Origin of the sequence: Candidatus Defluviibacterium haderslevense, assembly GCA_016712225.1 — a bacterium.
GTDB lineage: Bacteria > Bacteroidota > Bacteroidia > Chitinophagales > Saprospiraceae > Vicinibacter > Vicinibacter haderslevensis.
Map to the genome: position 1 here is coordinate 3,543,926 of JADJRL010000003.1, position 16,536 is coordinate 3,560,461.

Annotated in this window: 11 protein-coding genes and 1 other RNA gene; 8 read left to right on the top strand and 4 right to left on the bottom strand. The window is 33.3% G+C overall.

Annotated features, from left to right (window positions below):
• Positions 1-25 precede the first annotated feature (25 nt).
• The 5 genes from carA to IPK88_13885 are packed head-to-tail and all read left to right on the top strand — an operon-like array spanning position 26 to position 4,293.
• On the top strand, positions 26-1,144 hold the full coding sequence (gene carA, locus IPK88_13865) for a glutamine-hydrolyzing carbamoyl-phosphate synthase small subunit (protein ID MBK8244510.1): 1,119 nt from the start codon (positions 26-28) through the stop codon (positions 1,142-1,144).
• Positions 1,145-1,153: 9 nt separating this feature from the next.
• Positions 1,154-2,440 carry a phosphopyruvate hydratase gene (gene eno, locus IPK88_13870; protein MBK8244511.1) on the top strand — a complete coding sequence of 429 codons (1,287 nt, stop codon included), beginning with the start codon at positions 1,154-1,156 and terminating at the stop codon, positions 2,438-2,440.
• 34 nt (positions 2,441-2,474) lie between these two features.
• The gene (locus IPK88_13875) at positions 2,475-2,795 is read left to right on the top strand and encodes a septum formation initiator family protein (GenBank protein ID MBK8244512.1); all 321 of its coding nucleotides are present in this window, start codon (positions 2,475-2,477) and stop codon (positions 2,793-2,795) included.
• Positions 2,795-3,667, top strand: a complete 873-nt coding sequence (gene sucD / locus IPK88_13880; GenBank protein ID MBK8244513.1) for a succinate--CoA ligase subunit alpha — start codon at positions 2,795-2,797, stop codon at positions 3,665-3,667. The genes IPK88_13875 and sucD overlap by 1 nt, the downstream gene beginning before the upstream one ends.
• Positions 3,668-3,681: 14 nt before the next feature.
• Positions 3,682-4,293: a hypothetical protein gene (locus tag IPK88_13885; GenBank protein MBK8244514.1), complete on the top strand. Its 612-nt coding sequence runs from the start codon at positions 3,682-3,684 to the stop codon at positions 4,291-4,293.
• An 18-nt stretch (positions 4,294-4,311) separates the two neighbouring features.
• Here the strand turns inward: IPK88_13885 and IPK88_13890 are convergent, their stop codons facing one another.
• Both IPK88_13890 and IPK88_13895 read right to left on the bottom strand, forming a co-directional pair.
• Positions 4,312-4,785 carry a sterol desaturase family protein gene (locus IPK88_13890; GenBank protein ID MBK8244515.1) on the bottom strand — a complete coding sequence of 158 codons (474 nt, stop codon included), beginning with the start codon at positions 4,783-4,785 and terminating at the stop codon, positions 4,312-4,314.
• 56 nt (positions 4,786-4,841) lie between these two features.
• The gene (locus IPK88_13895; GenBank protein MBK8244516.1) at positions 4,842-8,174 is read right to left on the bottom strand and encodes a HAMP domain-containing histidine kinase; all 3,333 of its coding nucleotides are present in this window, start codon (positions 8,172-8,174) and stop codon (positions 4,842-4,844) included.
• A gap of 82 nt (positions 8,175-8,256) precedes the next feature.
• On the opposite strand from IPK88_13895, the gene rnpB reads away from it, so the two are divergent.
• An RNA gene (gene rnpB, locus IPK88_13900) (RNase P RNA component class A) lies at positions 8,257-8,638 on the top strand.
• 49 nt (positions 8,639-8,687) lie between these two features.
• Here rnpB and porV read toward each other — a convergent pair.
• Entirely contained in the window at positions 8,688-9,896 is a 1,209-nt protein-coding gene (porV, locus tag IPK88_13905; GenBank protein MBK8244517.1) for a type IX secretion system outer membrane channel protein PorV, read from the bottom strand.
• Positions 9,897-9,999: 103 nt separating this feature from the next.
• Positions 10,000-13,830, bottom strand: a complete 3,831-nt coding sequence (gene porU / locus IPK88_13910; protein ID MBK8244518.1) for a type IX secretion system sortase PorU — start codon at positions 13,828-13,830, stop codon at positions 10,000-10,002.
• Between the two features lie 46 nt (positions 13,831-13,876).
• On the opposite strand from porU, the gene IPK88_13915 reads away from it, so the two are divergent.
• On the top strand, positions 13,877-14,947 hold the full coding sequence (locus tag IPK88_13915) for a PorP/SprF family type IX secretion system membrane protein (protein ID MBK8244519.1): 1,071 nt from the start codon (positions 13,877-13,879) through the stop codon (positions 14,945-14,947).
• Between the two features lie 78 nt (positions 14,948-15,025).
• Positions 15,026-16,510, top strand: coding sequence for an SUMF1/EgtB/PvdO family nonheme iron enzyme (locus IPK88_13920; protein MBK8244520.1), 1,485 nt, complete (start codon positions 15,026-15,028; stop codon positions 16,508-16,510).
• The last annotated feature ends 26 nt before the right edge of the window (positions 16,511-16,536 follow it).

The following is a 16,536-nucleotide window of genomic DNA, read 5'->3' on the forward strand; positions in this document are numbered from 1 at the left end:
CGAAAAATTAATATAATTTCTTTGAATGTATAAAAACACATCAAGTCCTGCCATATTACTTCTAGAAGATGGAACTATTTTTTATGGCAAAGGAGCTGGCGCCATTGGTATTTCAGGGGGTGAAATCTGTTTTAATACTGGAATGACGGGATATCAGGAGATATTTACAGATCCTAGTTATTACGGACAATTGATGGTAATGACTAACGTTCATATTGGAAATTATGGAACTCAAGTAAATGAATCAGAATCAGACAAAATCCATATTGTTGGATTGGTTTGTAGAAATTTTTCAAGTCAATATAACCGCAGTCTTGCTGACGATTCATTACAACAATTTTTATCAAAATTAAATATAGCCGCTATCTATGATGTTGATACTAGAGCCATAGTTAGACATATCAGATCTCATGGTGCGATGAATGCATTAGTAGCAACAGATTCTTCTGACATGCCAACTTTGAGGGCATATCTATCGAAGGTTCCAAATATGAATGGACTTGAATTGGCCTCCAAGGTATCTACAAATGTTATTTATGATGTTGGTAATCCTAATGCGAAAATAAAAATTGCAGTTTTGGATTTTGGTATTAAAAAAAGTATTTTGGTTCAATTGGCAAAATACGACTACAATATTAGAGTATTTCCGGCCCATACGGCTTTTGTGGAAATTAATAATTGGAATCCGGATGCTTATTTCCTTTCAAATGGACCGGGTGATCCAGCACCTATGGATTATGCCATACAAACAGCAAAATTGATTTTAGAATCAAAAAAACCAGTTTTTGGAATTTGTTTGGGGCATCAATTACTTGGATTAGCTATGGGTATTTCAACTATAAAAATGTTTCACGGACATAGAGGAATAAACCATCCGGTTAAGAACTTACAAACAGGTTTGAGTGAAATAACCAGTCAAAATCATGGTTTTTCATTAGATATGGAACAAGTTAATAAGCAAAGTGGTACAATTGAATTGACTCATATAAATTTGAATGATCATTCTGTGGAAGGAATTCGCCACAAAACAAATCCAGTCTTTAGCGTTCAATACCATCCTGAAGCTGGCCCGGGCCCGCATGATTCTAGATATTTATTTAGGCAGTTTTCAGATTCAATACAACAATCGATAGGTACCAATTAATTTATAAACATGAGTGAAATTATTGATATTATTGCAAGGCAAATATTTGATAGTAGGGGTTTTCCAACTATTGAAGTCGATGTTATTACATCATTAGGCACTATTGGGAGGGCTGCAGTGCCTTCAGGGGCTTCAACCGGTAAGCACGAAGCCATTGAATTAAGGGATAATGATGCTTCATTTTATTTAGGCAAGGGTGTTCTAACAGCATGTTCAAATGTTGAAGAAGAAATTGGAGAGATATTAATCGGTGCAGAAGTAAAAGATCAACGATATATAGATCAATTGATGATTTATGCTGATGGCACTGAAAATAAAATGAGATTCGGAGCTAATGCTATTTTAGGCGTTTCGCTAGCTTGTGCTCGTGCAGCAGCTATTGAAGCTGATTTACCACTTTATAGATATATTGGAGGAGCTAATACATTTCTTATGCCCGTTCCAATGATGAATGTTATCAATGGCGGGATGCACGCTGATAATAAACTTGATTTCCAGGAATTTATGATTATGCCATTGGGTGCTTCAAGTTTTACGCATGCAATGCAAATGGGGACAGAAATATTCCAACATTTAAAAAGTCTGCTTAAGTCTAAAAATCTGTCCACTAATGTAGGAGATGAAGGTGGTTTCGCACCTAATTTGAGATCCAATGATGAGGCCATTGAATTACTCTTAGAAGCTGTAGTTAAAGCGGGGTATCGAGCTGGAAAGGACATTTTTCTAGCAATTGATGCTGCAGTTTCTGATATGTATAATGAAAAGGATCAATTATATCATTTTGAAAAATCGGGATTAAAATCAAAGAGTTCTCATGAAATGGTTGAGTTTTGGTCTGATTGGGCTAATCAATATCCAATTTTCTCCATTGAAGATGGTTTGGCTGAAGATGATTGGACAGGTTGGCAATTATTGACAAGTAAGCTTTCTGATAAAATTCAATTGGTTGGCGACGATTTATTTGTTACAAATTCTAAGCGTATTCGTCAAGGAATTGATATGAAGGTGGCCAATTCTGTGCTCATTAAAGTGAACCAAATTGGAACATTGAGTGAAACTATAGATGCAGTTCAATTGGCTCAAAGGAATAAATATACTACAGTAATGAGTCACCGGTCTGGAGAGACGGAAGATCATATTATTGCTGATTTAGCAGTTGGATTGTCCACTGGTCAAATAAAAACCGGATCTTTATCCAGATCTGATCGAATGTCCAAGTATAATCAGTTATTAAGAATAGAAGAGGAATTGGGTGAGCAAGCCGAATATTATGGCAAAATATTACTTGAAAAATAAATTATATGTATATTTGCCTATTATTCTTGTTTTTATGAAAAATAGATTAAAATCAATACCTTTTAAACTTCCTCTGCTAGCATGGAAGAATAAATCTTTGGTAACTATCGTAGCTTTTTTGATTTTTTTATGTTTTTTTGATAAATACAATTTGCGTATTCAGTACAAAATATATTCAACCTTATTGAATATGCAAGATCAAAAGGCCAATTACATTCATTTGATTGCTGAAGCCAAACAGGATAAGTTTGATTTGGAACAAAATTATGAGCGGTTTGCTAGGGAAAAGTATTTTATGTCACGTTTAGATGAAGATGTATTTATCATCGAAACAAAAAAGATTATTAAGAAATAATGAGTGTATTAGTCAATAGAAATTCTAGAATAATTGTTCAAGGATTTACAGGGAAGGAAGGAACATTTCATGCTGAACAAATGATTGCATACGGCACAGCGGTTGTAGGAGGAGTAACACCAGGTAAAGGTGGAGAGCTACATCTCAACTTACCCGTTTTTAATACCGTTTTCGATGCAGTTAATGAACTTAAAGCCGACACTTCAATTATATTTGTGCCACCACAATTTGCTGCTGACGCTATAATGGAAGCTGCAGATGCAGGAATTTCTGTAATTATATGCATTACAGAAGGCGTTCCAGTACAAGATATGATCAAAGTAAAATCCTATTTAAAAAATTATCCTTGCCGCTTAATTGGGCCTAACTGTCCGGGAGTCATCACACCAGACGAAGCTAAAGTAGGGATAATGCCAGGTTTTATACATAAGAAGGGATCGATAGGTATTGTATCCAGATCGGGAACTTTAACATATGAAGCAGTTGATCAGGTTACCAAGGAAGGATTAGGTCAATCTACATGTATTGGGATTGGGGGAGATCCTATACCAGGCACTACTACTTTGGAAGCAGTACAAATGTTAATGGCAGATTTTGAGACTGAAGGCATCATTATGATTGGCGAAATCGGGGGAAGTATGGAAGCAGAAGCTGCTTTGTGGATTAAAGATTATGGCACTAAGCCTGTTGTTGGATTTATCGCCGGTCAAACTGCGCCCGCCGGTAGAAAAATGGGTCATGCAGGTGCTATAATTGGCGGTAAAGATGATACAGCTGCTGCTAAGATGAAAATCATGGCTGAATGTGGTATACATGTAGTTCAATCTCCAGCCCACATAGGGCGCACAATGAGAGAAGTTTTGGAAAAATGATTAGCTCATGTGTTTTGAATCGAAATTCGACAATATGTATTGTTGCATTTCTGTGCTTTTTTGATGTTATCTATAGTCAAGTTCAATTAACCACACTGCTTGATACCACTTTAATGAATGAATTAGCCATCATTAAGAAAGCAGATCAAGAACCTAGAAATCAATTACTAACTATTTCATCCAAGAAAGAAAGAGCAATATTATTTAAAAAATTAAAAGAAACGGATTCTATTCATTTAACTAAAATAGATTCAGTAATCAGAATACACGGATATCCTGGCAAATCCAAAGTTGGGATCAAATTATGCAACGTTCCTTTTATCATAATTCAACACGGTGATTTGCCGGTTTTAGAAAAATATTATCCAATAATAGAGCAAGCAGTAAATGCAAATGAATTGGAGAAAGAAAATTTGGCATTACTCATTGATAGAATTAAATACTTTAAAAAAGAAAACCAAATTTACGGAAGTCAAATCATCACCAGTAGAAAGGATGGAAAACACACGCTTTATCCAATTGAGGACGAATTCAATGTGAATAAAAGACGATTAGAAATGGGAATGGATAGTTTAGAAGTCTATTGCAGAAGATTTAAAATACAATATGTCACTCCGGTTAAGTAAAGAAATAATTTGATTTGGCTAAGTTCGATTTCTTTTGAGATACTTAAAATTAACCAATAACATACCAAAGGATTCGCAATTTTCTTTAGTCTGTTTTAAATGATGAGCACCATGAGCTCTTAGTATAGCTTTTGAATAAGTATTATCAATATGCTTAAACCATGAAAACCTTCTGTGAATATATACATCATGAACTAGAAAATAGGCAACACCATAAATAGAAATCCCAATTCCTATATACAATAGCCATTGGTACTGTTGGTAATACAAGGTTCCCAAAATATAGCATATCATACTTGGAATTGCAAAAACAAGAAAAAAGCGATCATTTTTTTCCCAAAAACCAGTTTTTAATTGGTGTGGTTTATGATGATCTTCATGCCAGGACCATAATAAACCGTGCATAATAAATTTATGGGTAAACCAGGCTATGAATTCCATACCAAAGAAAGAAGTGATCACAATCAAACAATGTATTAGCCATGGAGCCATAATAAGTATTTCGTCAAAAAAACATTTAAGAGGTATAATGGTTTAATTTGGTGCTATTATTTTAATTCTTCCTCGCTTCGCATGAGTGGTATTTCAATAAAGAATTGTGTACCTATTTGGATATTTGATTCAAAGTAGATTTTGCCATTTTGAGACTCGATAATTTGTTGGCACATAGCTAAACCTAAACCTGTCCCAGAGTTCTTAGTGGTGAAATTTGGAAGGAATACTTTGTCCTTCATTTCAGCAGAAATGCCTATCCCATTGTCTTTGATACAAATTTGGGCAAACATGTTTTTTCTTTTTAATTCGATATCTATTTTGCCTCTTCTATGCTCCGGTATTGCTTGTATGGCATTATTAATAATATTATTTAATACCCGAATGATCTGGTTTTTATCACAATACACATAAAATTCATCAATGGGCACCACTAAATAAATGTCGATGTCATCTCTTTTTCTAAAAAGATCGTGTACCAGAGAGATCAAATCATTAATTAATATTTTTTCATTTTCAGCTTTAGGCATAGTCCCAAAATTTGAAAACTCGGTTGCAATTTTTGTAAGCCCATCTATTTGTTCCAGTAATGTTTCGCTGACTCTAACTACCATCGCACTTACATCTTGAGCGCCACTCTTTATGTATTGCTGCAAATATTGAATGCTTAATTTCATTGGAGTTAATGGGTTCTTTATTTCATGAGCTACTTGTTTTGCCATTTCCTTCCATGCAGAATCTCTTTCAGATTTTGCCAATAGAGATGCACTTTCATCTAATTGACTGACCATTCTATTATAATCTTGTATCAAATCTCCGATTTCATCTTGACCTGACCACTCCAATAGTTCATTGCGCTTTCCAATTCGAATTTGTTTCAATTTTTCACTGAGGACTTCCAGTGGAGAAGTTATGGAATTTGCTAATAAGGTAGCTAAACTGGCTGCGATGAGAAATAAAAAAACATAGATATTTAATAATGTATTGATTAGATTAGCAAGGCGATTTTCTTTGTTTTTTTCAATAGAAATAAAAGATGACATTTCGATAGTAGCCAACCTTTGGTTATTCAGGAAAATATTTTTGAAGGCACTGATTTTTAATTTTGAATTCGAACGATCACCAGTACGGATGATTATATCTTCAAGTGAACTTGGAAAGTAAAAATAAAATTCAGGATCGCATAATTTTATTCGACTATCAGAACCAGTTGAAGTATTCTTAAAAATTGTTTTTTGGAATCCTTTGTTGTCATACAATTCAATGTTGTAATCAAAAAGTGATGAAGTTGATTTAATTTGATTTTCAGTAATCAAAAATGCGGTTTCGACATCTGGACTTGACGTAATGGTAGACTCTAAAAATGAACTTAAATATTTTAATTTATTAAATAGTGATTCTTCAGCAATTTTTTGTTCAGATTGTTTAGTAAAATATACAGTCACAATCGCAATCGTTAAAAAACTGATGACGATACCGAGAATAACATAAAATTGTATCCTATTCCTTAAAGATGGTTTATCTACTAATTGCACTTGCAGGCCTTCGGGAAGTATATCATAATTCTGATTGATTAAACTAATGAGATATGCAAATATAATGAGCATAGTAAATAGGTAGGAAAATAGCGATATGGCTTTAATCAAATTGGGTATCGCATGAGATAATATAATAGTAAACCCAGGTTTAATGGCTTTAATTAATAATTCTTTACCATCATATTGTAAAATGGTCTGATTTTTTTTACCTAAAGCTTCCTTGCATCTATATACATCAGGTTTGTTGAAGGATGTTCCGTATTTTAGTTGTTCGTTTTCATAAATATATAATTCATAATTATATTTATTGCTCGCATTAATCAAGTTGTAAATTCCTATTGAATTACTAATACCCAAGGTGTCAACATTGGAGTATTTGATATCGCTTATTTCGTTGACCAGTTTCTCTTTTTCAGTTCGCTTTTTAATATTCTGATAATGAAAAATCAAGCCTGAAGTCAAAAAACTAATAATCATGATCCAGGAAATAAGCCACAGTATGTTATTTTGTTTGTATTCTACAAAATAGTCCTGTAGCCAAATGATAATTGATGTAGCAATGAAAAATGAAAAAAGAGAAATGTCTAAATTGAATTTATATACAATAGGAAAAAATAACACTACACTAATAAGGTATAATATCATTTTAGTTTTTAAAGAGTGGTTATAGCTATTTGTACTTTGACATAGTTTATGAGAAATTAAAAAAAGTGCAATGAGTATGAGTAGTAAGCATATGAGTAAAATATAATTTTCACTCTTAAAGAAAATGCTTTCATCTAAATTAAAAAAGTAGGAAGAGTTAACAAAAACTGCTTTAAATGTTGCACAATACGCCACTAAGGTTAAAATGACAGCTCCATTATTTAAAATAGGGATAATATAATTCAGTGTTCGGCTATGATTTGCAGGTAGTTTTTCGAATGTAATATATTTGTGAAAAATATAAACGATTTGAAAAATGATATATGATATAATGATGAATTCAAAAAGGGAGTATTTTACAAAACTTGTTGTTATTAATGATTTGGTTAAAATACTATCAAAGAAATTATATTTCTGGACAATCCATTGTGATAAACTCAAGGTTAGTATGATTCCAAGGATAAGAGAAAGATAGGCCCATTGTGTTTTATTATTTATAAAAAATAATTTAGTAAAATGATAAAACGGATAATATAAGATGAAAAGTAAAAGTAAATAGATGATAATTAAAATATTGGCATAGATATAATATAATTCAGTGCCGGCATTGTTTAAATAGCCTAAAGTTTCATTAGATTTATTACTGATTTTTAATTGGTCTGGTGCAACTTTTTCATCTGTAATTAAAAGTGGTTCTTCTGAATTTGAATTTTCTAATATGGGTTCGTATAGAAAGAAGCAAGCATTTATTCCTGGAACATCAATCGTCTGATTGATGCCATAAAAATAATTTCCCTGATGCTCAAAAATCCCTTTTATGCCTTGGTCCATGCAGGGACACCAATTTTTGTCAAAATAAATGTTTGGTTTATTCCAATACGTTAATTGATTTTGTTCACAAAGAATGATATAGCTATTTTTTAGATTTGGAGTGGCCTTGATTTCTTTGTCTATGATAAAAGAAAGATCATGATTCGATTGATTCGCTTGAAGTCTGTTGGATATTTTTGAATTGAGTTCTTTTAGTTTTAGATCTATTTTATTAATTTTTTCTACGCATTGTTTTTGAATGATATGACCATTATCATGATCAAATTCTAAATAATATTGTTCATAGAGTTTTCCTAAAATCAATATTAGAAATGCAATGATCCAGATACTGAACCATGATTTCGCATTCGTAATATGTACGTGATCTAAAAACACAGCATAAAGTTAAGTTATTATACATTATCTTTTATTATAATGTATGTTTTGTCAGCAAATTAAGTAATTCTATTACCTTTGGAGGTCGTTATGTTCTATCGCGTATTTATTTTGAGTACGAGGAAAGTCTGGACAACACGAAGCATCACACCACTTAATAGGTGGGCTCTCGAGAGTGAGACAGATAGGGTCACAGAGAATAACCGCCCCGTTTCGACGGGGTAAGGGTGAAAATGTGTGGTAAGAGCACACAAATATTACGAGTAATCGGAATATTGGATAAACCTTGTGAGTTGAAATGCCAAATAAACCTGTGAATTCCTTTGGAATTGTATATGCTTCTATATTGCTTTAAGCACGCAGGAGGGTAGGCAGATTGAGTTTATTGGTGACAATAGACCTAGATAAATGATAGAAGGTTCATTTATGAATTACAGAATCCGGCTTATAGTAACGACTTTTTTACTCTAACTGTTTGAATGATAAATTCAATCCAAGCAGTTAGAGTTTTTATTATTGAGCCGAATTAAATGCAGCCATATCAAACAATAAAGAGAACCTAATCGTATTCGCTAAGGGGCTTCTGGTGTTATTAGTAGGCACTAGATAGGATAAATTCATTCCAAATACATTGTATTTAAATCCACAACCCAAGGTCAAATATTGTCTATTTCCCTTTAAACTATTCTCGTGAAAGTATCCAGCTCTAACAGCAAATTGTTTATCATACCAGTATTCTATTCCAAGAGAATACATAAGCTCTTGGAGCTCTTCTCTTGCACCTCCTGGTGCATCTGCAAATGAGCCAAAAATTCCTGAAAATAAAGGCTTTTGGCGGTAATCAGCTATAGTATCTTGAGGAGAAATATCATAATCTGGATTACCTGGTGGTATAGGTGTTGGGACCAAAAATTTATTAATGTCTAAGATGAGGTTGATTGAATTAAAATCATCAAAATTCATTTCATAATTCGCACCGATACCTAGATTGGTAGGGATGACATCTTTTACTAATCCTTTGATATAGGTAACTTTTGATCCAATGTTAGTAACTGCAGCTCCAAGGCTTAGATAATTTCTACGACCACTGGCACCCATTTTGGTTTTATAATAAACGCCTATGTCTGCTGCAAATGATTTTGCTGGAGTGATATTATTTGCACCAACGGATCGGCCTGTGGCTAAATTAGAATAGACGAACTTAGCACTAAGGCTAGCTGATAGTTTTTCGGAGAGTTTACGTGAATAGGCACCAACAAATTCAAATTCATTGGGCTCGCCTGTGCCCTGATCATTTCCGTTCTCATCTCTGAATTCTATTTTACCAAGTGAAAAGTATCGAATGGCAAGACCGGCAGTTTGATATTTATCGATTTTTAAATAGGAGGATAAATACAACAAGTAAATATCATCTATGCCTAAATTTCTCAACCACGGAGAAAAAGTAGCAGAAACAGCAAAATTATTTTCAGCAAAGGCTAATCGGGCTGCATTATAATGCATAGCGTTAGGATCAGGGCTGATAGCAAGTCCTGCATCGCCTAATGCACCTGAACGTGCATCAGGATTAATTCTTAGAAAAGGGAGCGCCGTTAATATGGTATTAGGAACACACTCACCTGTGCTTGCGTTTATAATACAGTGTTTATATGGATCCCATGTCTGACTTTGAACTGTGACCATTGTAAATGAAAAAATAAGCAATATGATTAATTGACGCATAAATTTAAATTTGTGCAAAAGTAAGATATTTTGATATATTAGAAATAATTATTATGTGTTTTATAACTTGGCTATCTACTTATCGTAAGTTTTTATATATTTATTACTTCAATATCAATAATTTTTCAATTTTGCTTTGTTTTTTAATGATTTCACCATCTAATTCACCATTGATTTTGATTTGATATACATACACACCATTAGCAAGATCAGATCCAAAATCATCCTTTCCGTCCCAATCAAGGTTAGTAATTCTATATCCATCTGGTGTAATGCGTTTGGTAATGGTCTTTACTAATTTCCCGGTGATCGTTTGGATATAAATATTAATTTCTAAAGGAATACCGGTCCAATTGGTTTCAAACTGGAATTGGGTATGTTTTGAAAAAGGATTTGGATAGTTATATATTCGATCTATACTCACTGCGTCTTTGTTTAATACATTAAATTCTATATTAGCACTTCCCATTTTGTTGGAAATATCCCAGGCAGTTACAGTCAATGTATGTTTACCCGATGCCAGATTTTTTAACGGATAAGTCACCTCACCTGATTTAAAATCATTCAGTTTAGATTTAAAATAATTATTCAATATTATAGGTGATTGAGAATTTTGGTCAATAATTGCAGTTAAATCATGTCCAATACTGTTGCCTGTGATATTAATCCCTAAATCATCACTAATCTTTGCAAAGATTTTTGGATTTTCATCAGTGATTCCACCATTGGCAAACTGATCATTATTCATAAATAAATTCACAACTGGTGGTTGGTCATTTAACAAAGTGTCAGATTTGAAACCACCGACAATGAAATGATCGGTATATCCTGCTGCGTCTAAATCTTTCAGATTTGAAGCATACAGACTGATTTTGCCAGCTCCAAATGAATAGTTTATATCTTTTGGAATGATAAATGAAAATTCCCAAATACCATCTTTTACTTCCGTAGATCCTTTGAAAATGATATTTTTTTGTATATTAAAAGAGGAAACATTACTGCCTGGATCATTCCTTCTGGTTTTCAGAGTTATTTCTTTATCGAATATAGTTGCATTGAGTATGCCATTGAAATCACTTACTATATTACCTCCAGGCTGTATTACACGACCTTTTACTTTTACGGTTTGAAGTGCTCTTAGAGTATCTGGAGATTGGGATAGCGGTTTATCATTTATGCTTAAAATTTCATTTTCAAGTTTGGGGTATGCTAAGGTTTGACTAGGATCACCAAAGAGCATAAATTTTCTTGTGTTTTCACTTGAGCCATTCTTATTTTTTGCTCTTGTTAAAATTTCACCCATGGTAAGATGTTTGCCATTTTCTATATTATATAATTGATCAAAAACATCTCTTGTTAAAATATAATTGGCATCTGCATATACAGGACGAACTGTTGAAAAAAGTCCAATGACACCACCTTTATTGAGCAAAGTTAAATTGCCAGCACTGGTAATACTTGGATCATCAAAACTAGTAAAAGTACAAGTAGCAGTAATCATTAAGGGCATTTTGTAAATGTTGTCCCATACTTTAATATCGGGTTCTTGTAGAACTCGTTCTTGGGCCAATCCTGTAGGTCCTCCATGGCCCATATATGCATAAACAAAGTTCCCTTGAAAGATGGCATCATTTATCGCTTTGGTTACTTCGGGATATCGTTCACCTCCAGGTGTGCTCACTTGTTCATAAGCATCTAAGTAAACTTTTTGTTGGTTGATGTTTTTGTTTTTTTCTTGATTGAAGATAGCGATTCTATCCATATCATAAAAATGGGTGTTTCCGTCTTCATCATCAGCCGTAAATAAATTGTTTAATCTCCAATCTCCAAGGGTCAACGGATCAGTATCATAGCGAATGATTTTATCTACCATGATTCGCGCTTCATCGATTGTTCTACTTATAATCCGGCCAACTGCTATATCTAGTTTTCCATTTAAATTTTCTCCTTCTCCATTGTCCAACAATCCAAAATAATCATCAGAAGGAAATCCATAAATAGGATCTAATGATTCTGGGGTCTCATAGGTAGGAACTAAATTTAAATCTTTATTTTTAGTATTTAAATATCTGTAGTCATAACTAGCTGAACCAAATAATGTAAGATATTTGAATCGTGTATTTCGCGAATAAAGCATTCTCGCAAAATCTCTAACAGAAGTAGGATCCTTTGTTCCAGAACTAAATTCATTATAAACTTGATCAATATCTACTGCGACTCCAACCAAAGACGAAAATTGTTCTCTGTGTTTCAAAAGTCTTAGCGCTTCAACTTTAAGTGATGCATGATAAATAATAACAAAATCAAGATTATCCAACATATGCAAATTTTGATTTTCAACCGGTCCATTAAAATCTGGTTGTGCATTTGAAGTTGCGGCATTGAAAACTATATATTGATTGTTTTTTTGGAAGCTTTCATCCACAAAAGTTAAGGTATTATTTATTGTGTTATTTTTTACGCTTGAAATATTTAAGGGTTGCGTTACATCCCAAGTTGTGAGAGAAGTATTCGCATTATTAATCGTATAAGCTGTGGTTTGATATGAACTTGCCTCTGGATTAAGTACATACATAGGAACCCCATTCCATATTAAATTTTTCCAGGAAGTGATTTGGAACCAATCTAACCAACCTTCAGAATCACTTGAGGATATAGGAAATTTTATGTTTACTTTAGTGGCGGAACTATTTAACTTAATGTCTGATTTTATGCTATTGTTTTCTGCAAATTTGTAAGTGCATTGATAAGAGGATATGGGTGATAAATTTTTAACAATTTTGCTATCGTTAATATTGATAATAAGTTGTGTTCCTTGAGTTGCTCTTGTTGCAAATACGCAACTTACTTTTGCTGCTTTTGTTGGATCTAATTCAGGAAAAGAAAACTCTGTTCCGAAATCCAATTCTCGGCTATTACTTAATTCTTCTCCAAACCATTGTTGACCGGTGCCATGATTGCATTGGTCACCAGCAATAATATTTGTTAATTCCTTTTGATGGTGTATGGTTTCTAAACTTTGATTTGTTGTAAAACTTGGATTAAATTGTTCGGGTTTTTCAGATATCCGTTTACCAGGTTTGTCATTTATTTTAATATAAAAATAAGATTTTTGGCTATATGGATTTTTTATATAAGAATAATCGTTTAAACCAGCATCATAGGTTTGAATATCAGGTCCAGTGGCATAAAAAAGTATATAATCCTGATCATTAAATATCTGGTCTGATTCTCCCGCAATATAGATAGCATTTTCTACTAAATCATCTTCTCTGTATTGATCATTAGATTCAGGTAATTTTTGTCCTCCATTGCCATATATATGTATATTACGAGGATCAATATTAGCAACATTAATTTTTAAATTTTTTTCCAAGTAATTTTTATCAATTTTATAAATACCCTTTCTGGAAACACTTATTTTGAATATTTGACCCGATTCAAGAACTGAATTTTTAGTAAAGGGTGGTAATTGAGGAGGTGCAAAATTTGGTATAAAATTTAAATCGAATTCCACATTAAGTATTCGGTGGAATTGGCCCGATGGATTCATTCTAATTGGAGTTAATTCGATCCAAGCTGTATAGGTTGACCTTTCTTTGGATATCCCGGATTTTAATTGATATTCGCTTGAATAGCGAATATCTTTAAAAAGGGTAGTAAGGTTATAAGTTTCTTCATCAAAGGAAAGTAAGGTTGCTGTTATTGAACCAGGGCCATTTACCGGAAATTCTTTCCGATAGAGAAATTTCTGTGGATCTAAATTGGAGCGAACAGCGCCTTCGAATGGAATTGAGGATTTTGGGTGTTGAATTAAATCACCATTTGTACCAATTGGAATCTCCCATTTTACATTATCTTTGACGTTCCAATGTTGCTGGCTTAATAGTAATATTGGAGTAAACAGGATTAGACTAAAAAAATTAAGTTTCATAAACAAGGATTGATAAAGTAAATTTGTCCTTATAAGATTAGGTGATTTGAATAATAAACGAGCGTTAAATATAGTTATTGTTAAGATGTTAGGATTTAACTTATTTAAGTTTATATGTATTTTTTTAATTTGGGCAACTAGTTTTTGTAATATTTACGCTCAAGATCCGGTTTTTAGTCAATTTTATGCAGCGCCCTTAGAAGTAAATCCTGCTTTTGCCGGACTAGGAAGGTCGCCAAGAATCGGAATTAATTACAGGAATCAATGGCCATTCATTGAGCAACAGTTTAAAAGCTATACTACTTACCTATTATCTTATGATCAGTATTTCAAAACATTTAAGAGTGGGCTTGGCTTTACTTTACTTGCAGATGATGCAGGGGATGGATTGATCAAGACCATTAAGTCAAATGTCATCTATAGCTATCGAGTACCATTAACTAAAAAAGGACATTATATTAAAGGTGGTGTTGAATTGGGATTAGTGAATATAAACTACAATTGGGATAAATTTACTTTTGGAGATCAACTTGACCCTGAGTTCGGTTTAATTACTGGTGGGGGTGTTCCTATTATTTCCAAAGAAATCAGGCCTGCTAAAACGAATTTGAATTATTTTGATGCTGGAGTTGGGATGATGTATTATTCGCCTACCTTTTATATAGGAGTGGCAACGAAGCACATCAACTCCCCAAAAATTGGAATCTTGACTTCTAATAGTGACGGATATAATGGTCTACCATTAAGATTTACAGTTCACTCGGGTTTTGAATGGAGAATTGATAAAAGACTTGGAAAATATAAGAAAATTTTAAGTCCAGGAGTGATTTTAACAAAACAGGCACAGTTTTTTCAAGTAAATTTAGGTACTCAATACCAGTTTAGCACAGTTTTTGCCGGAATTTGGTATCGGATAGCCCGTCATAATGGTGATGCTGTTATAGGTACCTTAGGATTTAGAAAAGATTTTTGGAAGTTAACTTATAGTTTTGATTACACCACTTCTTCATTAGGAATTGGTTTAGGGGGTAGTCATGAGTTGAGTTTATTATTCAATTTTGAGTCAGTTACTAAAGAAAAGAAGAATATTAGTGACTGTTTTGATGCTTTTCGATAAATTTTTAAAAAAATATATACTAGCACAATAAATATTTAACTAATTTTGTTTTCCTAAAAATTAAAAGACAGTAGTAGGATGAAAACCAAAGTAAATTCAGTGGTTTTTCTGGTAGGGCTTTTACTAATAGTAAGCTCATGCAGTAAACGCAATAGTGAAAAATCTTCCGCAACAGGTTGGAAGTACAATGACCCTAAATACGGGGGTTTTGAGAAGGTCGATTATGAGGGGCAACCCACTGGTCCGAATTTAGTACTTATTGAAGGGGGAACCTTTACGATGGGTCTGACGGAAGAAGACGTTACCTACGAATGGAATAATATTCCAAGACGTGTTACAGTTTCATCATTTTATATGGACGAAACTGAAATTTCCAATATTAATTACAGGGAATATTTGTATTGGCTTAATAGAGTCTATAAGTCTTATCCAGATGTGTTTAAAAAGGCACTTCCTGATACCTTGGTATGGCGAGAGGAACTAGCTTACAATGAACCATTTGTTGAAACCTATTTTAGATTTCCATCTTACGACGAATATCCAGTAGTGGGTGTTAGCTGGTTACAGGCTAAAAACTATTGTAAGTGGAGAACGGATAGAGTTAATGAGGAAATATTAATCGCTAAAGGAGTATTGAATCAAAATCCAGAGCAAGTTGATGCTGAAAATTTTGATACTAAGTCTTACTTAGCTGGTCAATATACTGGCAATGTACGAAAAAATTTACCTGATTTACAAACCGGTGGAGAACGTCCTGTAAGATTCGAAGATGGGATATTACTTCCTGAATACAGATTGCCTACAGAAGCAGAGTGGGAGTATGCTGCTTTAGCATTAATCGGAAAGCAATCTGCAAATAAAGATGAGTTAATTACAGATAGAAGAATATATCCTTGGGATAGCAATACTGCAAGGTATAAGAAGAGAGATAAGAATATGGGTTCCATCTTAGCCAATTTCAAGAAAGCTGAAGGAGATTATATGGGTATGGCTGGTAAACTTAATGACCATTCACATATTCCTGGACCAGTTAAGAAATACTATCCAAACGATTTTGGGCTGTATAATATGGCAGGAAATGTATCCGAATGGGTTGAAGATGTTTATCGTCCATTGACATCTACTACTTTAAGAGATGTAGAAAACCAAGATTTGAATCCATTCAGAGGTAATGAATTTAAGGAATTAATACTTGATGAATCTGGAAATCCGGTAGAAAAAGACAGTCTTGGTTCGCTTAAATATCAGGTGGTTTCAGATTCTGCAGTTACAGATAGAGAGAATTACAACAAAGGAGAGGTTAAAGACTTCATGGATGATGATGATGAAGCTGTTGAATATAACTATGGTAAGACATCTTTAGTTAGTAAAAAATCCAGAGTTATTAAAGGAGGATCTTGGTCAGATAGATTATTTTGGTTGTCTCCAGGAGCAAGAAGATTTAAAGATGAAGACAAATCTGACCGAAGTATTGGATTTAGATGCGCAATGACTAGAACGGGAGGTCCTGAAGGAAATCATGATGCTGGTGGATTGGAATTTAAGAAAAAGAAAAGAAATTAATTTTATTAAAATAAGATCTGAAAATA